This is a genomic window from Pantoea trifolii (genome assembly GCF_024506435.1).
GTDB lineage: Bacteria > Pseudomonadota > Gammaproteobacteria > Enterobacterales > Enterobacteriaceae > Pantoea > Pantoea trifolii.
Genome location: NZ_JANIET010000001.1, coordinates 1985660 through 2007330, shown reverse-complemented (window position 1 = coordinate 2007330; position 21671 = coordinate 1985660). Strand labels below are relative to the sequence as shown.

Here is a 21671-nt window from a genome sequence, read left to right as displayed (position 1 = left end):
TTTAGCGCTGTTGCTGACGGAAACGCAGATTATCCGGGTTATGCGGAATCAGATAGGTGCAGGTGTAATTAATATCAACGATGTCGCTGATTTCATACACCTGCCCGCCTTGTAAAATACCACGGTTAATAATGTGCATAGCCGGACTGCCTTTTTTACAACCCAGTAGCGTCGCCTGTTCGCGATTAACGCTAATCGCGCGGTAGCTGGTGAGTAAATGTGAGATTTGATAGCCTTTGGACAACACATATTGCTGTATCGATCGCTCAATAATGTCACCGTTGAGATCGCTAAATAAGGTTGCTGGCATACGCGATATTTCAATCTGTACCGCCACATTATCGACATAGCGCAGGCGGGAAAACTCCCAGATAAAGGCATTGTCGTTAATGGCGAATATCTGTTGCTCGTCACTGTCGGGGCGTCTTTTACGCAGGCCGATTGAGCGGTAATGCATTTGGTCAAAGCGCTTTTCGGTGATCGAATTATACACCAGCGGGTTATTACGCACCGTTTCGTTAATCCAGATGCCCGATCCCTGCACGATACGCACCGCTCCGATACTGACCAGCTTCTCCAGTGCTTGCCGGATGGTGAAACGCGATACGCCGTACTCTTCGGCCAGCTGGCGTTCAGGCGGCAATTTACGTGGCGCGGAGGTATCTTCCTGATAGATCTTGCTCAGCAAATCCTGGGTAACGAACTCTTTCTTTTTCATGGGATTAGCCTGCTCCTGAGTTGTATCCGCAGATGATAACACGATGTTATGGCGAGGAAGGGTTAAGTGCGCCTTCCTGCACCAGAAACGCGATCAGCGTTGCATCCCGTTCTCCCGTCAACGCGGGTAATGGCGCGGTATCGCTCACTGAATCGCCCTTGTGCAACCGTTCATTATCCATCCGCACAATGCCGTCCAGCACGGTAATCCAGCTGGAAAAGCCTGTACGCTGTGGCACATCAACCTGTTGGCCGCGTTCCAGTTTCAGGTCATAAATGTATATCGTTTGATTGAGCGGCAGCGGCGCCTCGCTGCCGTGCGGCCCTGCCAGTAACGTCCATGCGTTGACTGGCGCACCTTCCGCACGGGTAAAAGTATTCACCTGCGGTTCACCGCCGGTTTGCGCTGGGCGAATGGTGGCCTGCAGCATTTCGGTTTCGATAAAAGGCGCAGACTCGGCAAAGCGTATCCCGCTGCCGGCACTCAGCAGCAGCGCGCGTTTGGCGTTGAGGGAATGGGTTTCTCCCAACTCGGTGCTGTGCATCAGCGAACCGCGCCAAACGTAGCTGAAAATCTCACTGTCCTGATGCGAATGCAGCGGAATGGTGGCATCCAGCTGCAGCGTCATTTGATCGATAATCTCCAGCGGTCCAAACGCTTCACCGGGACGCTGACGCCGAATGTTAAACGGACCGTATTCAAACAGCTGATCGCGTTGGGCACGCAGGATGTTCATGGTGTAACTCCTCTATGATTTTTCTCTGTCCACCATCATAGAGATCGGGAGAATCATGAACAGCAGGCAAAACTGCTCGCTTAAATCAAAAAAACTGAACGACGATAAAGTGCCGAAATAATAAGAGCAGGTTAATGTTTTTTATTCATCGCCAGCGCAAGTTTAATTGCGTAAAATAGCCGCTTTATTCTGCGAGTGTAATAATCATGAACCGAAGCGAACAGATCCTGGCAGCCGCCGAGCAGTGTATGCGGCAAAAAGGTTTTCACCAGACGTCGATTCAGAATATTGCTACTCAGGCCGATGTCAGCATCGGTTTAATTTATAAATATTATAAAAACAAAGAGGCGATCATTGAGGCATTAGTCACCAGTGTGGTGCAGCGGATGATCACCTTGCTGAATGCCGACTTTGAACGTATCGCGCATATGCAGGGACATTATCATGAAGCGGAAGATATTGTGCCGGCGGCCGTGGAAAACAGTATTATTTTGCTGATGGAAGTGTCGTCTGAAGCCACGCGGAATAATCGCATCCAGCAAATTATGTTCGATGCCTGGCATCAACTTAAAAATAACTTCATTGCGCAGGAGCAGGCGCTGCATCCTGGACAAGACGCCAATGCTATTCACACCCGCTTATATGTGATGTCGCTGATTATTGACGGCATCATTATTCGCCGCTGCATGAAGCAGCGCGATATCGCACCAGGCTTTATGCCGTTTTTCAATGCGGTGGTCAATGACGTCTACCCGCACAGTGCTGCCTAATCTCAACCGAATAGATGCTGGCTAAGAATGCCGTTCACGCGCTGCATTTCATGTTGATCAAGGTCGCTATCGCCAAAGGCGCGACAGGCGACGCCATCCACCAGCAGCAATAAAAATTGAATGCGGTTGGCACGTTGCGTTGCGTTGATTTCAGGTGTTTGTGCGGCATAACGCACCTCTAATTCGGCGAGTAATAATTGCTCTTGCTGGGCCAGAACGGTACGCACCGACTCATTACGCGACGCCTCAGAATACATTTCCAGTAATAATTTCCGGTCCTGACTTGGCCAATGCTGCCAGAATGGCGAATCCGCGTTGATAATATCCTGCGTCGATTGTTGTGCGGATAAATGCTGTACTAAAAACAGGCGCCAGTTGTGCGCGATGCTTTTGATTGTTTCCGTGACAATAAGCTCTTTACTGCTGAAGTAACGATATATTTGCCCTGCCCCTAACGCAGATTCACGGCTAATATCCGCCATGCTGGCGCCATGAAATCCGGAGCGACTGAAACAGACTTTTGCCGCATTAATAATCTGCTGCTGACGCTGCAAAAAGAATTCGTCATGTTCAGAGTGACTCACATTGGCTCCGAAGAAAATTATCGTTTTAATCGCGTCATCATACGCGATGCGTATCCGGTGAGAAACCATGACAATGTTGCCAATATTTGCGGTTGGTGCGCATAAATGCGCACCCTACGAAAAGCGCGCCAATCCTTTGTAGGGTCGCCATTTATGGCGACCGAAAGACGATTAACTGACGAGCATTACGCAATTATTGCGTGCTCATTATTTCAGATTCTTTCAACGCCGTGCCGCCGCCCATCACTTTATAGAAAGTGATTAAATTCAGGTAATAAGCTTGCTGCGTACTCACCAGACTGGTGCGGGCGCTGTACAGCGTGCGCTGCGCAGTCAAGGCATTGAGATAGGTATCAACGCCGTTGCGATAGCGCAGATCCGCCAGATGGTAATAGGTTTGCGATGCCGCCACATTACTCCGCTGACTGCTGAGCTGATCGTTGATGGTGCCGCGACGCGCCAGCGCATCCGCCACTTCCTGGAAGGCGGTTTGCACCGCTTTCTCATACGCCGCCACGTAATATTGTTTCTGTGCTTTGGTGTATTTCAGGTAAGAAACATTGTAGCCGCCCTGAAAAATCGGCAGCGAAATGCTCGGCGCAAACGACCAAATGCCCGCCCCGTTTTTAAACAGCGTCGAGAGATCGGCACTGCCGACGCCGCCGCTGCCCGTCAGCGTAATGCTCGGGAAGAAGTTGGCACGCGCCGCGCCAATACTGGCGTTGGCAGACTTGAGATTGTGCTCGGCTTGCAACACATCAGGGCGATTCAGCAACGCATCCGATGAGACACCCGCAGGCACCTCACGCAGTGCGTTACCGATCGACTCAATGCTGTCAGGCAGCAGATTATCCGGCACGCTGCGGCCCACCACCAAATCCAGCGCATTTTTATCCTGCGCCACCAGCGTGGTGTAACTGGCAACATCGGCCTGCGCAGATTGGTAGGTAGTTTCCGCAGACGAGACATCCACCATCGAAGCGATGCCGTTTTCCATCTGCTTACGCGTCACCTGCCACGATTGACGTGCGCTCTCGGCGGTCTCTTTGGCAATCGCCAGATTGCTGCGATCGGCAGCGAGTTGCAGCCAGTAATCCACCGTGTTGTACAACACCGTCAAGCGCGTACTGCGAGCGCCCTGCAGCGTGCCGAGGTAGGTTTCATACTGTTCGCGCGTCAGGCTTTGGTTTTTGCCGAACAGATCGAGTTCAAACGCACTGACGCTGCCTTCCGCCGAATAGCTGTTGCTGATGGCGGTTTGATTGCCTTCGCCGGTTAACGCGCGTGAACGCGTGCCGCTCACGCCGGCGCTGATGGTCGGGAACAGATTGGCGCGCTCTTCGCCATATTGCGCATGCGCCGACTTCACGCTGGCTACCGCTTCCCGCAAGTCGCGGCTGCTATCCAGCGCCATCGCCACCACCTGACGCAGTTTGGCGTCGAGCACATAATCCTGCCAGCTCAGGTCGCGGTAGTTGCTGGCCTGCCTGCCTTGCAGTGAACGATAGGCATCACCGCTCGGCATCTGACTGCTGACCGCGCCTTGCGGGCGGTGATAGTGCGGATCGAGCGAGACACAACCCGACAGCAGCGCGGGAACTAACACCATTAAGAGTTTTGCCGACATGTTATTCCCCCGCCTTCGCCACAGATTGATGATTATCGTCATTCGGAATCGCCGGGAAGACACGACGCACCAGAACAAAGAACAGCGGTACAAAAAAGATCGCAAGCAATGTGGCGGTCAAGGTTCCGCCAATGATGCCGGTACCAATCGCAATGCGGCTGTTGGCGCCTGCGCCGGTGGAAATCGCCAGCGGCAATACGCCAGCGGTAAATGCCAGCGAGGTCATGATGATGGGACGCAGGCGCATCGATGCCGCGTGCGTCGCCGCTTTCACCAGGTTTTCCCCTTTGCGGTAATTGTCTTCGGCAAACTCAACAATCAGAATCGCATTCTTCGCCGACAAGCCAATGATGGTTAACAGCGCCACCTGGAAATAGACGTCGTTTTCCAGTCCGCGCAGGCTGATCGCCAGCAACGAGCCGATCACGCCGAGTGGCACCACCATCATCACCGAGAACGGCACCGACCAGCTTTCATACAACGCCGCCAGGCACAGAAACACCACAATCAGCGAGATGCCATACAGCGACATCGCCTGGTTGCCGGAGAGTTTTTCCTGATAGGACAAACCGCTCCACGCAAAGGTGGTGCCCGCCGGTAGCTTCGCCGCCAGTTTTTCCATCGCGCTAATCGCATCCCCGGAACTCTTGCCTGCCGCCGCCGAACCTTCGATCTCGTAGGAGGCCAGGCCGTTATAGCGTGACAGCACGTCCGGGCCGTACGCCCACTCTGACGAGGCAAACGACGCAAACGGCACCATGGTGGTATTGCTGTTACTATCGCTGCCGCGCACGTACCAGTGATCGATATCTTCCGGCTTGCTGCGGAATTGCTGATCGCCTTGCATATAAACCTTCTTCACGCGGCCACGATCGGTGAAGTCGTTGATGTAGCTGCCGCCAATCGCCGCACTGAGCGTGTCGTTGATGTCGCTGATGGTGAGGCCCAGCGACTGCGCTTTTTCATCGTCGATATTGACCTGCAGCTGCGGTAAATCCGGCAAGGTGTTGGCACGCACCGCGCTGAGCAGCGGATCCTGATTGGCTTCAGCAATCAGCTGATTGCGCATCTTCAGTAGCTGGTCGCGCCCGGTGGTGCCGCGCGCCTGCAGTTCGAAGGTGAATCCGTCTGACTGCCCTAAACCGGACACCGAAGGCGGCGACAGCACGAAGATCTGCGCATCACGAATGCTGGCCAGGTTCGCCATCGCACGCGCGGGCAATCGCATCGGCACTGTTTTCTGTCCCTTTACGCTCGCTCCAGTTCTTCAGCGAGATAAAGCCAATCCCGGCGTTCTGGCCGCTGCCGGCAAAGCTGAAGCCGTTCACCAGCATGCTGACGTTGACGTTGTCTTTTTCTTTAGTAGCAAAGTATTCCTGTACCTGACGACGAACCTCGCTGGTGCGGTTTTCCGTCGCGCCCGGTGCCAGCTGGTATTGCACCATGATATAGCCCTGATCCTCAGTCGGCAGGAAGCCGGTCGGCAAACGCATATACAGCACCGCGCAACCGATCAGCAGCACCGCGTAGAGCAGTAGATAACGCACCGAACTGTGCAGCACATGGCCGACGCCGTTGTGATAACGCGCCTGCACGCGCGCGTAGCTGCGATTAAACCAGCCGAAGAAGCCCTTTTTGCCGCCTTCTTCGTTATGCGGTTTGAGCAGCGTGGCGCACAACGCTGGCGTCAGCGTGAGCGCCACAATCACCGACAGCACCATTGAGGAGACAATGGTGATGGAGAACTGACGATAGATAACGCCGGTCGAGCCGCTGAAGAAGGTCATCGGCAGGAACACCGCCGACAGCACCAGCGCGATACCAATCAACGCGCCAGTGATCTCTTTCATCGATTTCTCGGTGGCCTGACGCGGCGGTAAACCCTCTTCGCGCATCACGCGCTCGACGTTCTCCACCACCACGATCGCATCGTCCACTAATAGCCCGATGGCGAGCACCATGCCGAACATGGTTAAGGTGTTGATCGAGTAGCCAAACAGCGACAGCACGCCAAAGGTTCCGAGCAACACCACTGGCACGGCAATCGCTGGAATCAGCGTGGTGCGGATGTTCTGCAGGAACACAAACATCACGATCACCACCAGAATCACCGCCTCAATCAGGGTTTTAACCACCTCTTCGATCGAGATTTTCACGAAGTCGGTGCTGTCGAGTGGATACGCCACTTCATAGCCCGCCGGCATGCTGCTGCGGAACTCGTCGATGGTGGCTTTCACCTGTTCGGCGGTTGACAGCGCATTGGCACCGGACGCCAGCTGCACCGCAATCCCTGAGGCCGGATGACCGTTGGCCAGCACGTTAGCGCTGTAATCCTCATCACCCATTTCTACGCGTGCCACATCGCTAAGATGCACCACCGAGCCATCGCTTTGGCTTTTCAGCACGATATTGCGGAACTGTTCCGGCGTTTGCAGACGCGAACGTGAGCGCACGGTCGCCACCAGTTGCTGCTCTTTGCTGGCCGGTTGCGCGCCTAACTGACCCGATGAAACCTGGGTATTCTGGCTCTCCAGCGCGGTTGTGACATCGGACGGCATCAGCGAATAGGAGGCGAGTTTGGCGGGATCGAGCCAGATGCGCATGGCGTATTCGGCACCAAACACCTCTACGCTGCCGACGCCCGGCACGCGCGCCAGCGAGTCTTCCATGTTGCTGACCATGTAGTCCGCCACATCGGCCGAGGTGCTTTGGTTGGTTTTATCGTACAGCGCCAGAATCAGCAGGAAGTCGCTTTGCGCCTTCTCTACCGTCACGCCTTGCGTGGTGACGGACGTCGGCAAGCGGCTTTCGGCCTGCTGCACTTTGTTCTGCACCTGCACCTGCGCAATGTCCGGATCGGTGCCCTGCTGGAAGGTGACGTTGATTTTCACCTGGCCGGTTGAGGCGGTGCTGGTGGAATCGAAATAGAGCAAGCCGTCGAGGCCGGTGAGCTGCTGCTCGATCACCTGCGTGACGCTGCTTTCCAGCGTTTCCGCCGACGCGCCGGTGTAAGTGGCCTGAATACTGATCTGCGGCGGCGCGACGTCGGGATACTGCGCAATCGGCAGACTTTTAATGCTGAGCACGCCGAACATCATGATGCAGATGGCGATCACCCACGCGAATACCGGGCGGCGGATAAAGAACTGAGCCAACATAATTATTGGCCTCCGCTGCTGGCGGTGTTCGGCGTCACTTCAACCGCTTTCACCGTCATTCCGGCCTGTACTTTGGCGGTGCCTTCAACAATCAGCTTGTCGCCGCTGTTCAAACCGCTGGTCACCAGCCAGGTGTTGCCGATAACCCGATCGGTCACCACTTCCCGGCTCTGCACTTTGTTCTCTTTATCCACCACCAGCGCCGTGGCGTTGCCTTTGGCATCGCGCGTGATGCCCTGCTGCGGGGCCAGAATCGCATCGTTTTTAACCCCGTTGGTGACGTTGGCACGCACATACATGCCCGGCAACAACTCATGCTGCGGATTGGGGAAAATCGCGCGCAGCGTAACGGTTCCGGTGGCTTCATCAACTGCCACTTCAGTCAGCTCCAGCTTGCCAGGATGATCATAGTTGCTGCCGTCTTCCAGTTTTACCGTCACCGGCACCACATCGCTGCTCTGCTGGAGAGAAGCCTGCTGACGCTTTAGTTTCAGCAATTGCACGCTGGATTGGGTGAGATCGACATAGATGGGATCAAGCGCGCGAATGGTCGCCAGCGCGGTGGTTTGCGCGGACGTCACCAGCGCGCCCGGCGTAACAGATGAGATGCCGATGCGGCCAGAAATCGGCGCTTTGATTTGCGTGTAGTTGAGGTTGATGCGGGCGCTTTCGACGGCGGCACGATATTGATCGACCGACGCTACGTTCTGTTGATAGGTTGCCAGCGCATCGTCGGCATCCTGACGCGACACGCCATTCTCTTTCACCAGCGCGCTGTAACGCGCAGATTTTAACTGGCTGCTTTTGACTAACGCCTGCGCATTTTTCAACTGCGCAACGGCCTGGTCGTAACTGGCCTGATAGCTAGCCGCATCGATTTGATACAGCACCTGGCCGGCTTTGACTTCATCGCCTTCGGTAAACAGGCGCTTCTGGATGATGCCGTCCACCTGCGGACGCACTTCCGACACCATGCTGCCCACCACACGTCCGGTGAGCTGGCTATCGAGCGTCACCGGCTCGGTATGCAGCGTGTTCACGCCGACTTCGGTGGTCATCTCGCCCGCTGGCGGGGCGCTGTTCTGGTCACAGGCGGCGAGCAATAACACCAGCCCGGCGATGGCCGTGCGCTGAAAATTCTTCATGAATAATCCTGTAGTGAACGTTCATTCTCAGATTTAAGTCTACCAAATCGCAGATGTGGGCGTATGTCAGGAAAATGAAAAGAGCGATCCTGAAAAGCGGCAGCAGAAAAGCGTCCTCTTTGATTGAGGATTCATAGTGGTTAAATCGCGATAGGTTACAAAGTGTTGCTAAAGATAATGAGTAATAAATATTAATGCAAATGATTATTATTTACAGGCCAGTTGTAGGGTCGCCATTTATGGCGACCTCCAGCCAGGTGCGCATGAATGCGCACCCTACGAAATATTACGTACCACCTTCAACGCAAGTTGCGGGCTGGTTAATGGCTGACTATCGGCGCTAAACAGCCTGGTCGCTGCCGCCATAGAAACCTGGGCCAGCGCCACGTGATTCGCGCCCTGCTGTTTCCCGTCGGTCACCGCTTGCGCAATCATCTGCAGATACGCCTCCTGCTGGCCCGCTTTAAACGCTGCCCAGGCGCCAGGAATCAGCTGCACGTCAGGATGCTGTTCGACTGGCAGCGTCGCCGGGCAAAACAGCGCGCGCGTCGCCGCCAGCGTGGATTCTGCCGCACACAGCACCAGCGATTTTCCCGGCAAACGGTGCACCGCATCGGCCAGCATGCGATCGGTGCGATACACCGGACAATCATGCCCTTCAGCATGAAAACCATCAGCAACCGGCCCCAGCGTCGAGCAGGTAATCAGAACCGCGTCGAACCACGGCGTCAGGCTGTGTAACAACTGTTCCAGCTTGTGCTGCTGCGGCGCAGTCATGCCACCGGTCAGCTCCGCTTCCGCCAGCAAATGTGGCATCACAATATGACTCAGTGAGCCGTGGCTCATGCCCAATGATTGTGCGGCCTCATCGAAAATAGCGATATTGCTGGCGGCGGTATGCAGGCAGGCGATGGTCATACAATTCCTTATCAGTGGCGTCTCGCACAGAGGCTCAATATAACCCGATGAAAACAAAAAAGGCGCCACAACGGGCGCCTTGTTCTATTTTGTTGCGATTACTTCAAACGGAATGCCACCACGCTGTCACCCGCCTGGGTGCCGAGTGAACCGTGACCGCCTGCTGCAATCACCACGTACTGCTTACCGTCTTTGCCCATAAAGGTCGACGGCGTGGCTTGCGCACCGGCACTCAGCTCGGTTTGCCACAGCAGTTCGCCGGTGGTGCTGTCGTAGGCACGGAAGAAGTTATCCGCCGTTGCACCGTGGAACACCAAATCACCTGCGGTCAGCAATGGACCACCGTGCGCCACCATGCCCATCGGGAAACCGATTGGGAAGCGGCCAGGCAGGAAGCTGGTCTTCAGGTTTTTGGTCACACCCACGCGACGCAGCCATTCGGTTTTACCGGTCTTCAGATCCACGCCCACCATGCGGCCCCAAGGTGGCGCAACGCACGGAATACCCAGGCCAGAGGCCAACTGCTGGATATGAATCGCGTAATCACCGTGGAAGTTTTCGTTCCAGTATGGCGTGCCATCTTTGGTGAACAGGCGCTCGGTGGCGGTCTGCTCGCTGCGTTTGATCAGGTTGTACTTGTAAGCCAGACGCACTGGCGCGGCAATCAGCATTTGACGCTGCGGATCGACGGCAACAGAACCCCAGTTGAACACACCAATATTGCCAGGGAAGATCAGTGAACCGGCTTCGGTCGCTGGCGTCCACGGATTGCCATCATAGCGCAGGCTACGGAAATCCATGCGGCATGACATCTGGTCAAACGGCGTGATGCCCCACATTGCCTTCTCAGTCAACGGCTGCGGGATGAAGTTCAGGCTGGAAACCGGCTGGGTCGCGGCAAATTTCTCACCCGCGACGCCACCTTCAGTGGAGACCTTCACCTGGTTTACCGGATACACCGGCTGGCCAGTAAGACGGTTCAGCACAAACAGGTTGCCGGTTTTGGTCGGCAGGATCACCACAGGCTGCTTCTGGCCCTGATAATCGATGTCCACCAGCGAAGGCTGTGACGGATTATCGCGGTCCCACAGATCGTGGTTGGAACTCTGATAGCGCCATTTGAACGCACCGGTTTGCAAATCCAGCGCCACCAGCGCATCGCGGAACTTCTCGGTGTTGCTGTTCGGATCGCGCTCAATGCCCACTTCATCCGGTGAAGCGTTACCAAACGGCACATAGACTAAACCGTTTTTCAGGTCAGCACTCAGCGTGCCCCACGCTACTGGCGTGTCCTGCGGGTAGTTTTGACCGGCAGCGATGGGTGCGGTGTTTTGCGGGTTGGCCGGATCAAAGTTCCACACCAGACGACCGCTTTGCACGTCGTACGCACGAATCACGCCTGACGGGTTGCCGCTGTTGAAGCCGTTATCCATCACGGAACCGCCAACGATCACCAGCTTGCCCGCGACCAGCGGTGCTGCGGTTTGCATCAGCGCATGGGGACGCACTTCACCCATGTTGGCGTGCAGGTCAACCACACCGTTCTGACCGAAATCAGCACACGGTTTACCGGTATCGGCATCCAGCGCAATCAGCTGCGCATCGGTGGTGGCGTTAAAGATACGCTTACGGCAGATAGCCGGATTCGCTGCGCTATCCTGCGCGGCAACCGGGGTTTCTTGGTAGTAGCTTACGCCGCGACAGGTCTGATGCTGCTGCAGGTAAGAGCGATCTTTGTTCGGCGTGAATTTCCACTTCACCGCGCCGGTTTCCGGATCAAGCGCGTGCACTTCATTATGCGGCGTACAGAAGTACAGCATGCCGTTGGCTTTCAGCGGCGTGGCTTCGAAGGTGTATTCGCTGGCATCCGCATCCTGACGCAGATCGCCAGTGTGATATGTCCAGGCAACTTCGAGGTTTTTGACGTTCTCTTTGCTGATCTGATTCAGCGATGAGAAACGCAGGCCGTCAGACGAACCACCGTACGCGGTCCAGTCGTTAGCGGCGCCCTGCTCGCTGTTCTGTTCGCGGGCATTGCTGATGGTGCCTTGCTGCGGAATCGGATCGTAGAAGCACAGACCAATCACCACCACAATCATGATAATCACGGTGCCGCCGAGGAAGCCGTGGAAACGGCGTTCGCCGCGATACAGCGGTTTCACCACCCACGGCATCGCCAGCCAAAGGCCAATGACGCCGAACAGGTCACCGCGTGGGATCCACTGCCATTTATCAAAGCCCACTTCCCAGATAATCCAGGCGAGCGTAATCCACATCAGCACCGCATACAGCGCCAGCGCGCTGCGCTGGTTGCGGAACAATAAAATTGCGGTAATGAGTAAGCCCACCGCCATCAGCGCATAGAAGGCGCTGCCGCCCAGCATTAACAGCTTGCCGCCCATGTACAGCAAGGCAATCGCCAGAATCGCGAGCACGATACTGGTTAGTTTGTTAACCATGCTAATCCCTCAACCATTTTCATCGAAAAACCTCAAAAATAACCCCACATAAAATCAACAGAACTTTAACGTACGTTACCGTTTAGTAAAAACCCGTTGCGAGGTGTGTCGTTAGCTCCGCTAATGAATGTAGTTTGGCTAATGGCTGCCAGCTAGCGCCTCGTTCAATGTGTGACTGAAATCACGTTTCATTTTCGTTGAGAGAATTAATCATTAGTGAGGAAAATTCGCATTTTTTGATAACAGAATATGGTCATGCTGCGCGTTTTTGTGACTTCTACGTTAGAAGAACACAGGCGTCTTCTGCAGCGGCTATCAGACGGGCACGCTGCGCGATCGTTTAGGCTTAGTAAAACCGGAAAATCGTTTTCACAGTTAGACATTAATTGAAATAACTTAATAGATCATAAAAGTACCGCTGCGATTATTCCTGGCAACGATTTTCGCAGCAGCGCGGATAAGCGCATTTTTATTACACTTTCATTTCCGCAGTCTTTATTTAAGAATTTTTAAATTGATTAGCGATTATACCTAAATATATTTTTGAGAGTTTCCTCAGCCTGTTATCCTCGATTGAGCGTGATATAAATCACATAACTGCTCTGCGGCAAGTCCGCCATAAAAAGAAGGTTATGATGATTAGCGCAGATTTCTTTTATCGTAAATTACGTTTTCCTTTTAAACTCACACACGCTGCTTTTAAATTTCCCGTTGCCAATGCGCGTGCCCGGCAATATCCGGTGATGTCGCCTGAGCAAACCATTGACCTGCTGCTCAACAACGACAAGCTCTCCGTAAGCCGCTATGGCGATGGCGAACTGGAAATGACCTTGTTCAAGAATATCGGTTTTCAATCTTTCGATGAACGTCTCTCTATTCGCCTTAAAGAGATATTACGTCGCGGAAGCCAGCCGAAGAATCCCTGCTTATTATGTATGCCGGATGCCTTTCGCGGCACCTCAAATATGCGTTTTGGTTCGGCCCTATTCTGGTTTTTTCATAAAGCGTTCTATTTCCGCCATTATGAAGCGTTATTAAAGAAAGATTATCGCTACGGTAATACCTCTGTTACGCGTCCCTATCATGACTATAAGGATAAGCAGCAGGCTGCTCGCGTTTTTAATAAATTCCGGCAACTGTTCAGCGACAAAAAGATATTAATTGTCGAAGGCAGCGGCACGCGTCTCGGCATCGGTAACGATCTGCTTGATGGCGCGCGGGAGATTAAGCGCATCACCACGCTCAATCGCAATGCCTTCTCGGTCTACAACGATCTCTACAGCGCCGTCCTGGCGCACGCACGCGATTACGATATGGTGCTGATGTCGCTCGGCCCCACCGCAACGGTGCTGGCTTACGATCTCAGCCAGCATGGCATTCGCTGTATTGATACCGGCCACATTGATATCGAGTACGAATGGATGCGCAGTGCCGCGCGTGACAAGGTGCAGGTGGCTGGCAAGAACGTCAATGAAGTGGGCGTGTTGCTCATCGACGATGCGCGTGACGCCGATGAGCATTATCGCCAGCAGATTTTGCTGCATGTCGGACTGCAACAGGAAGCGGTGCTGTCGGCAATGGTAGTGCATCCGCCGGTCTAATCCACATCGCAAGCAATCGCAAAAACAGGGTGTTTTGAGATTGCTTGCGATAGCTGCGTCAACAAGGGGGGCTTACAGCGCGCTTAGCTGCCGTGTCGCTGGCAGAAGGCGCGGAGATCGGATGATTGGAAATCCGTCAGATTCGTCATCAATTTCTCCAGCGGCCAGTTCCACCAGGCAATTGCCTGCAGTTGCGCGGCAATATCCGCAGCGAAACGCGCACGGATCACTTTGGCTGGCACGCCACCGACAATGGTGTAAGGCGGTACATCTTTCGTCACCACCGCACCGGCCGCCAGCACCGCGCCATCCCCCACCGTGACACCCGGCAGCACGATCACGCCATGCCCAATCCACACGTCATTACCAATAATCACACGATCGGCGCGTCGCTCGGCAAAGAAGCCATTATCGCGCTCCGCCTGCCCATCGTAGTATTCCGGGCAGTAGGTGAAACGGTGCTGCGAAACGCGATCCATCGGATGATTGGGCGCGCCAATCCGCACATGATTGGCAATGGCGGTAAAGCGTCCAATCTGCGCATCGGCGACACAGCAGTGCTCACCGAGATAGGAGAAATCGCCGAGTTCGCTGTATTCGATATAGGTTTCGGCCAGCACTTCACATTGCGCGCCAATTTGGGTTTCGCGCATACGCACGCTGGGATCGATAACGGTGTGTTGCAGTTTTGCCGGTTGCACAGCAGCGAGTGCCATAATCAAAGCTCCGTGTGGTCAGATGTCTGGATAACCGGTTGCAACTGGGCAACCGCGAGCCATCACGCTACAGCGACAAGATGACAGAAATGCTATTGTGCGCATCTGCTATGGGCGATTGGAGGAAAGGGAATGAGAACACCGTGGTCAATACTGGCGCTGTTGTGGTCAGCCGGACAGGCATCCGCCGCGCTGCCCGCCGACATCAAAGCCGGTGATATTGTGCAAGTGCAGTTAGCGCAGCTTCATCCGACGCAGGCCGCGATTGGCTATCGTCAGCTGGATTACAAACAGCATCGTTATGAAGCCGAACCGAAAAAACTGTTTGATGATTATTGCGAAAGCATGGGGCAGAAAGGCGTCGATAAATTTGATAGTCAATCACGTCTCTCGCAGCCCAGCAGCTTCCGCTGTAAAGCGCCGGTCGGCAGCGAACCTGGCCCGATGAAAACGGCGGTGATTGCACCGGATAACGTGCTTTACCTCACCGATGGTCATCATACTTTCAGTAATTTCGCTGATATCGCCGGTCTTAACACACCGGTGCAGGTACGCATTACTAATGACTTCCGCAGACTGAAAACCATGTCCGCCTTCTGGCAAAAAATGGAAGCGGCACATCTGGTGTGGCTGGACACGCCATCAGGCAAAATCCAACCGGATGCGCTGCCGAAAGAACTGGGCCGCCAGCATATGCAGAATGATGAATATCGCTCGCTGGTCTATTTCGTGCGCGACATTGGTTTTGATAAAGAGCAGAACCCGCCGCCGTTCCTCGAATTCTATTGGGGCAAATGGCTGGAAACGCAGCTCCCGCTGAAGAACTTTGACCTCAATAACCGCAGTGGTTACGCCAAAGCGATCGAAACCATCGCTGAGAAGATGACCAGCGTGCCGAAAGACACGGTGATTGCGCACAGCGATAGCGGCCCGCTGACGGCGGATCGACTAGGCGCACGCAAGAAAGTGAACTTGAAGAAGCTGGAAAAGCTGGTCTCCGATGACGGCAAATTGACGTGGGCCTTTGCACAATAACCGAATGGTCGCCATAAATGGCGACCGATTCACGCGATTATGCTCAAACCAACTCGCAGTTTTTCACATCCGCAGACGGCGCTAGCAGATTTTTATCAAAGACGCGCAGCTCCACAGCATCACGAATCCGCATCGGCCAGTCGGGATTCGCCAGTGCGCTTTTGCCAATCGACACATAATCCGCGCCCTGCTCCAGCGCCTGCGCCGCCGTGCTGGCATCACTTAACGCACCATTGGCGATAATCGGCAAATTCGGTGCCGCCTGACGCGCAATTTGTACAAGCGACAGCGGCGAATCGGCAAACGCCGGTTGCAGCGCGTCATATTCTGTCAGATGCAGATAATCCACGCCGGCCTGAGCGATCGCGGCGAAAACCTGACGCGCGCCCGCTTCGCCTTCACGCCATTTGTGCTGGAAATCATTCACTTTGCCCTGCGAGAGGCGAATTCCCAGCGTAACATCATGCCCTACGCGCTGGCGCACTGCGGCGATCACCGCCAGCGTCAGAGATAAACGTGCCACGATATCGCCGCCCCAGCGATCGCTGCGCTGATTGGTGTAATCGGTGAAGAACTGGTCAAGCAGATAGCCGTTTGCGCCATGAATTTCGATGCCATCAAAACCCGCTTCGCCAATTGCCCGCGCCGCCGTATGCGCAAAGCTGTCGATCACCTGCTGGATCTGCTCTTCATCCATTTCACGCGGCAGCGGATAGGCGCCATGACCGTGATAGAAACCGAGCTGTTCTCCGCGCGGCTGGATCGCTGAGGGCGCGAGCGTGTCTGAACGATAAATGTTGCCCTGCGATATCGCCCCGGCATGCATCAATTGCGCAATGATTTTGCCGCCGCGCTGATGTATGCGATCGGTGATTGCGCGCCAGCCAGCGCTCTGTTTGGCGTTAACCAGCCCGGCCTGAAAAGCATAGGTTTGCGACCAGGCTTCATCGATATAAAGGCCTTCGGTAATGATGGCGCTAAAGCCGCCGCGCACGAAGCGCTGATAATAGTGCTGCATACGCTCGCCCGGTATGCCGTCGACGCTGGCGGAGATGCGCGTCATGGGCGCCACCATGATGCGATTTTTCAGCGCCAGCCGGTTCAGTGTCCCGCTCTGAAAAAGATGTTTATCACTCATATTGTTCTCTGAATGCGGATTATCTACAGAGCGCAGTATATTAGGTCGCCACAGGGACAAAAATGGCCGATGATGATACGTCTGTATAACGGAAATCGTTACAATGAACTCTAAGGATGTTGAAGTATTCCTGATGGTCACCCAGACGCGCAGCCTGACACAGGCCGCGCGGCGACTGAACACCACGCCGATGACAGTATCGCGCCGACTCGCCTCGCTGGAGGAAGATCTCGGCGTGCGCCTGCTGCATCGCACCACACGCGCCATCGCGCTGACGGATGAAGGTGAAGAGTTTTTGCCCTACGCCAAAACCCTAATGGAAACCGAACAGAGCGCGCGTAATCTGTTCTCGCCGGATAAACAAGGCGCAACCGGCCAGCTGCGCATCACCGCGCCTTCTGGCTTTGGCCGCCGCACCATTATTCCGTTGCTGCCCGCGCTGATGGCGGAGAATCCCGAACTAAAGATCGATTTTCAACTCAGCGATAACGTCACCGATATTGTTGGGCTCGGCTACGATGTCGCCATTCGCATCGCCCCGCTGCGGGATTCGCGTTTAGTGGCGCAGCGGCTGGCGGATAATCCGCGCGTGCTCTGTGCTTCTCCAGACTACTTAGCGCGCTTCGGCACTCCACAACTGCTGGCCGATTTGCATCAGCATAACTGCCTGCGTTTATCCGGCGTGCCGCAATGGAGTTTTATGGTCGACGATCATATTTCCAGTGTCAGCGTTGAAGGCCGTTTCAGCGGCAGCAATGTGGAAGGTGTACGTACCTTGTGTGTGGCGGGCAGCGGCATCGCCCAGCTCTCTGCCTGGGATGTGCAGCAGGAATTGGCGGCCGGTGAACTGATTGAGATTGGCTTGCGAGATGCGCAACCGCAGCTGCTCGGCGTCTGGGCGCTGTTTCCCACCGCACGGCATCTGCCAACGCGCGTCACGGTTTTTCTAAACGCCCTAAAACAGGCGATGGCACGTTAATTCAGAAAATGTGAATGGCGAATCAGGGGCAAAATCTGGATGCGGAAGAGGTGGGACTAACCGCGAAGAAAATTAAAATCGATGCGTTTCTTGAACTGATTCTGGCAAGAAAGATCAGCGACGCGACAACGGTTACCGCGTTTCTATTGGCGCGGGCGAAAGAGTTAATTGACTGACCTATTGGCTTTATTCCAGGTGCGCATTGATGCGCATCCTACGAATACAATATTGATGTAGGGCCGCCATTCAGGGCGACCCATAACAAAGATTACGCCGCAGCAATATCCGCTAACACCGCTTCTGCCTGCGCCTTATCCACCGCTACGCCATCAATAAACAGCTGGCGCTGTTCACCCGGCGGCAACATCACGTTCAGCGTTTGCCAGGCCGGCTGGAAGCTGCCTTTGCGCTGGAAGTTGAGGTGGATTGCCTCCGCATCGCTGCGCATTTCCCAGTTGAGCCATAGCGCATTGCCCTGCTGATAACCCCAGCTTTCGCCATCATCCTCAAACAGCACACCGTGGCTGACGCCTTTGCCTTTCAGCGGGAACAGCTGCAAAGTGCGGCGATCGTCGGTTTTAGCATCAACATGACGCAGGCGCTCGCTGAGTGGTAAGCCCGCCCCGGCGCGCACCAGCATCGGCTGGGTTTCCAGCGGTGCTGCCAGCGTGATCCATTGACCGCCGCTGTACCATTGCTGGCTGGCAAAGTCATACCAGCCGGTTTGGTTGTCAGGCAGCCACAAACGACGTTCGCGCTGACCGGGCTCGACCACGCTCGCCACCAGCAGATCGCGGCCCAGCATAAACTCATCGCACTCGGCGAACGTCTGCGCATCCTGTTCATGATCGAGGAAAGTCGGACGCAGCATCGGTTCATCGTCAGCATGCGCCTGCCACAGCAGCGTATAGAGATAAGGCAGCAGACGATAACGCAGTTCAATCGCGGCGCGGATCGCAGGCGTAGCCGCCGGATACATCCAGGGTTCATTGACGGTGTGATCGTCATTCCATGAGTGGATGGTGAAACGCGGATGCATCACGCCATTCTGTACCCAGCGCACAAACAGTTCTGCATCTGGTTTATCACCGGAGAAGCCACCCACATCATGTCCCACGTTGTACAACCCGGACAGGCTCATGCCCAATCCCATGCGGATGTTGTAACGCAGCGTGGTCCAGTTGGTGCGGTTATCGCCGCTCCAGGTTTGCACATAGCGCTGCATCCCGGCGCAGCCCGAACGGGAAATCAGGAACGGACGTTTATCCGGCGCGAAACGCTGCTGCGCTTCCATGGAGGCGCGCATCATCAGCAGCGGCATCACCGGGCGAATGTGTTTGATGGCAATTGGCGTACCGAAACCGTGGCAGCGCGCTTCGCCATCCCACACTTCATATTCGTTGTTATCGTTCCAGGTGGAATCGATGCCCTTTTCCAGCAGCTGTTTGGTGACGTTTTCCTGCCACCAGGCGACGGCTTGCGGATGGGTGAAATCCAGATGTGAACCTTCGTCATCCCAGAACACCGAACGCTCAGGCGCATCCTCTTCCGAATCGCGGATAAACAGCCCTTGTTCCGCCACTTCGTTGTAACGCGGATGATCCTGCAACAGGCACGGTTTGATATTAGCGGCAAGGCGCAAACCCGCGTCGTGAAACGCCTGGCTCATCACTTCCGGCTGCGGCACTTTGTCGTGGTTCCAGTTGAACACGTAGCGCTTGTTGTTAATCGAGGTGTAACCGGACGAAAGCTGGAACGAATCGCACGGAATATCGTGTTCTTCACACAGGCGGATAAAGTTCATCAGCTGATTTTGTGCGTCCGGCGCATCGGTGTAATGCATGGTTGAACCGCTGTAGCCAAGGCTCCATTTCGGGCCGAACAGCGTTTTACCGGTCAGACGCACAAAGGCTTTGGTGATATCCAGCACCTTGTCGCCAACAAACAGGTAATAGTCGATATCACCGCTTTCGGCCTGCCAGCGGCGATACGGCTTGTGATAGTTATCGAGCTCATTACCCAAATCAAACCAGCTGCTGCTGAGATTATCGTAATAGAGACCAAAGCTGACGTCGGTGCGGCGCGTGATGGTAAACGGCACATGCTTATACAGCGGATCGGTCGCGGCCGCGTTGTAGCCCATCGCATCAAGGTTACGCATCTCATAGCGCTGGCCGTTACGCTGCAAATCACCGCTTTTCTCGCCGAGGCCGTAATAACGATCGTCGTTCATGCGGCACTGATAGTGCGCCACGCCGTCACCGTGCGCGTTGATTTGATAAGCACTGGTTGGACGGTCGCAGGTCAGCAGTTGCCATGCGCCGTGGCTGTCGCAATATTGCCACTCCAGCGCCAGCGGTTGATGGACGATCACCCGCAGCTTATCGGTGGCGACCACCAGCGTGTCGCCCTCTTCTTCCAGCGTGAACGATGGCAAGGCGAAGCCGGCCAGGCTGTCGCGCTGACGCCCTTCCCACGGCACATCGCTTTCAGGCGCGATGCTCCAGGTGCGGTCAAGGCTATACGCGCCCTGACGTTTAATCACCACGCGGAACATGCCCGTTTCCAGCACATACAGACACAGCCTGTGTTTGCCGTCGACGGTTAACGCCACGTGGTGCGCATCGGATCCGGCTAAAGACCAATTTTTTAACGTTTTCATCGTTATCTACTCTTTTCAGGCGCGCTGTGCGCGACGTTCAGCAAGAAAAGCAATCAGGAAGACCGCACCAATCAGGTCGAAGAAGCCCATGGCGACAAACAGCGGATTAAATCCAATGGTGTCGGCGGTAACGCCGATCAGCAGTGAGAACAGGAAGCTGGAGATCCACGCGAACGAGCCGCGCATGCCGTTGACGGTAGCCATCTGGCCTTTATCAAACTTCTCCACCACCAGCGCGCTCAGCATGCAGGAGATGATCTGATGACCGAAGCCACCAATCGAAATCAGTGCAATCGCCACATACGGGTCTTTGGTCACCGCCACCGCAGCCAGTGACAACATCAGGAAGGCTCCGGTTACCGAACTGGCGACCACTGAATTGACTTGGGTGAAGCCAAAGATCTTAGTGTAAAGGCGCGTCAGATAGCCGCTGGCAGCGCTGCCAAGATCGGCGGCGAGGAATGGCAGCCAGGCGAACATAACGATCTGTTTAAGATCCATACCCAGTTCTTTTGCCAGATACAGCGGCACCCAGAAACTCAGAACGCCCCACGCCGGTTCCGCCATGAACGCCGGAATAGCGATGCCGTAGAAACGCTTGTTCTTCGATACGGTTTTCAACGCGGCAAAGAATGGCAGTTTCACCGCAGGTGGTTCATTGTCCTGGCGGATAAAGTCCAGTTCGGATTTCGACAAATTAGGATGTTGATAGGGATCGCGATACAGCCACCACCACAGCAACACCCAACCCAGTGCCAGCGCGCCGGTGAACAGGAATGCGCCCTGCCAGCCGCCAAACGCCGCATGGGCAAAGTAGATAATCGGCGGTGCCAGCATAGCGCCGAGGGAGAATCCGACACCCGCCCAACCCGCGGCGATAGGACGCTCTTTTTTCGGGAACCATTCACCAATCACTTTGGCGTTGGCTGGCGTGGCAGCGGCTTCTGCGCTGCCCATAACAAAACGCAGAATCGCCAGATGCAGCCAACTGCCCGCTCCAGCATGGAATAAACAGGCAATGGCCCACACCGAGGCGCAGATCAGGAAGCCTACTTTCAGGCCAATCACATCAATCAACCAGCCACAAATCGGTTGGAAGAACGTATAAGCCAGCTGGAAGGCACCGACGATGTAGGAATATTGCTCGGTGGTGATGTTAAGGCTGTCTTTGAGCTCTGGGGCCAGCAGCCCTAACGAGTTACGCGTGATGTAATTGACCGTCACGCCGGCTAAGAACAGCACCAGCACCCACCAGCGCATATGGCGGAAGGTGCGTTTGGTGCCAGCGGCGGTTATCCCTGGATTTAAACTGCGGTTCATCTGATTCTCCGTTAGTGAGTCATTTCTAACCATCCGCCAGGAGTGAACCACAGTTGCGAAAAGTGGTCGCCAGCTTGATGTCGCAAATGTGATCTGGTTAACCAA

16 protein-coding genes and 1 pseudogene are annotated in these 21671 nt (G+C 55.0%); 5 read left to right on the top strand and 12 right to left on the bottom strand.

The window, feature by feature from the left end; all coding sequences use genetic code 11:
- Position 1: 1 nt before the first annotated feature.
- Positions 2 to 718, bottom strand: a complete 717-nt coding sequence (locus tag NQH49_RS09335; protein WP_256696418.1) for a GntR family transcriptional regulator — start codon at positions 716 to 718, stop codon at positions 2 to 4.
- 46 nt (positions 719 to 764) lie between these two features.
- Positions 765 to 1454, bottom strand: a complete 690-nt coding sequence (locus tag NQH49_RS09330; RefSeq protein ID WP_256696417.1) for a pirin family protein — start codon at positions 1452 to 1454, stop codon at positions 765 to 767.
- 206 nt (positions 1455 to 1660) lie between these two features.
- Between NQH49_RS09330 and NQH49_RS09325 the strand changes: the two genes are divergently transcribed.
- Positions 1661 to 2224, top strand: a complete 564-nt coding sequence (locus NQH49_RS09325; protein WP_256696416.1) for a TetR/AcrR family transcriptional regulator — start codon at positions 1661 to 1663, stop codon at positions 2222 to 2224.
- A gap of 2 nt (positions 2225 to 2226) precedes the next feature.
- Here the strand turns inward: NQH49_RS09325 and NQH49_RS09320 are convergent, their stop codons facing one another.
- From NQH49_RS09320 to NQH49_RS09295, 6 genes and pseudogenes are all read right to left on the bottom strand, one after another.
- Entirely contained in the window at positions 2227 to 2877 is a 651-nt protein-coding gene (locus NQH49_RS09320) for a TetR/AcrR family transcriptional regulator (protein ID WP_256696415.1), read from the bottom strand.
- 124 nt (positions 2878 to 3001) lie between these two features.
- Complete coding sequence (locus NQH49_RS09315; protein WP_256696414.1) at positions 3002 to 4435, bottom strand: efflux transporter outer membrane subunit; 1434 nt, start codon at positions 4433 to 4435, stop codon at positions 3002 to 3004.
- A 1-nt stretch (position 4436) separates the two neighbouring features.
- Positions 4437 to 7593 (bottom strand): annotated as a pseudogene (locus tag NQH49_RS09310) (efflux RND transporter permease subunit).
- A 2-nt stretch (positions 7594 to 7595) separates the two neighbouring features.
- Positions 7596 to 8738: an efflux RND transporter periplasmic adaptor subunit gene (locus NQH49_RS09305; RefSeq protein ID WP_256696412.1), complete on the bottom strand. Its 1143-nt coding sequence runs from the start codon at positions 8736 to 8738 to the stop codon at positions 7596 to 7598.
- A gap of 276 nt (positions 8739 to 9014) precedes the next feature.
- On the bottom strand, positions 9015 to 9656 hold the full coding sequence (locus NQH49_RS09300) for a glutamate racemase (protein WP_256696411.1): 642 nt from the start codon (positions 9654 to 9656) through the stop codon (positions 9015 to 9017).
- Between the two features lie 98 nt (positions 9657 to 9754).
- Positions 9755 to 12115: a membrane-bound PQQ-dependent dehydrogenase, glucose/quinate/shikimate family gene (locus NQH49_RS09295; protein ID WP_256696410.1), complete on the bottom strand. Its 2361-nt coding sequence runs from the start codon at positions 12113 to 12115 to the stop codon at positions 9755 to 9757.
- A gap of 635 nt (positions 12116 to 12750) precedes the next feature.
- Between NQH49_RS09295 and NQH49_RS09290 the strand changes: the two genes are divergently transcribed.
- Positions 12751 to 13716, top strand: coding sequence for a GT-D fold domain-containing glycosyltransferase (locus tag NQH49_RS09290; RefSeq protein ID WP_256698407.1), 966 nt, complete (start codon positions 12751 to 12753; stop codon positions 13714 to 13716).
- An 83-nt stretch (positions 13717 to 13799) separates the two neighbouring features.
- Here NQH49_RS09290 and NQH49_RS09285 read toward each other — a convergent pair whose 3' ends face one another.
- The gene (locus tag NQH49_RS09285; protein WP_256696409.1) at positions 13800 to 14432 is read right to left on the bottom strand and encodes a DapH/DapD/GlmU-related protein; all 633 of its coding nucleotides are present in this window, start codon (positions 14430 to 14432) and stop codon (positions 13800 to 13802) included.
- Positions 14433 to 14564: 132 nt separating this feature from the next.
- On the opposite strand from NQH49_RS09285, the gene NQH49_RS09280 reads away from it, so the two are divergent.
- The gene (locus NQH49_RS09280; protein ID WP_256696408.1) at positions 14565 to 15467 is read left to right on the top strand and encodes a ParB/Srx family N-terminal domain-containing protein; all 903 of its coding nucleotides are present in this window, start codon (positions 14565 to 14567) and stop codon (positions 15465 to 15467) included.
- Positions 15468 to 15510: 43 nt separating this feature from the next.
- On the opposite strand, the gene NQH49_RS09275 is transcribed toward NQH49_RS09280, so the two are convergent.
- Positions 15511 to 16605, bottom strand: coding sequence for an oxidoreductase (locus NQH49_RS09275; RefSeq protein WP_256696407.1), 1095 nt, complete (start codon positions 16603 to 16605; stop codon positions 15511 to 15513).
- Between the two features lie 103 nt (positions 16606 to 16708).
- On the opposite strand from NQH49_RS09275, the gene NQH49_RS09270 reads away from it, so the two are divergent.
- Both NQH49_RS09270 and NQH49_RS09265 read left to right on the top strand, forming a co-directional pair.
- Positions 16709 to 17584 (top strand): LysR family transcriptional regulator, encoded by an 876-nt coding sequence (locus NQH49_RS09270; RefSeq protein ID WP_256696406.1) that lies wholly within the window; start codon positions 16709 to 16711, stop codon positions 17582 to 17584.
- Positions 17585 to 17598: 14 nt separating this feature from the next.
- Positions 17599 to 17760: an NUDIX hydrolase gene (locus NQH49_RS09265; protein ID WP_256696405.1), complete on the top strand. Its 162-nt coding sequence runs from the start codon at positions 17599 to 17601 to the stop codon at positions 17758 to 17760.
- Between the two features lie 92 nt (positions 17761 to 17852).
- Here the strand turns inward: NQH49_RS09265 and NQH49_RS09260 are convergent, their stop codons facing one another.
- Together NQH49_RS09260 and NQH49_RS09255 are read right to left on the bottom strand one after the other, a co-directional pair.
- On the bottom strand, positions 17853 to 20246 hold the full coding sequence (locus NQH49_RS09260) for a glycoside hydrolase family 31 protein (protein WP_256696404.1): 2394 nt from the start codon (positions 20244 to 20246) through the stop codon (positions 17853 to 17855).
- Positions 20247 to 20261: 15 nt separating this feature from the next.
- Entirely contained in the window at positions 20262 to 21566 is a 1305-nt protein-coding gene (locus NQH49_RS09255) for an MFS transporter (protein WP_256696403.1), read from the bottom strand.
- Positions 21567 to 21671: the final 105 nt, after the last annotated feature.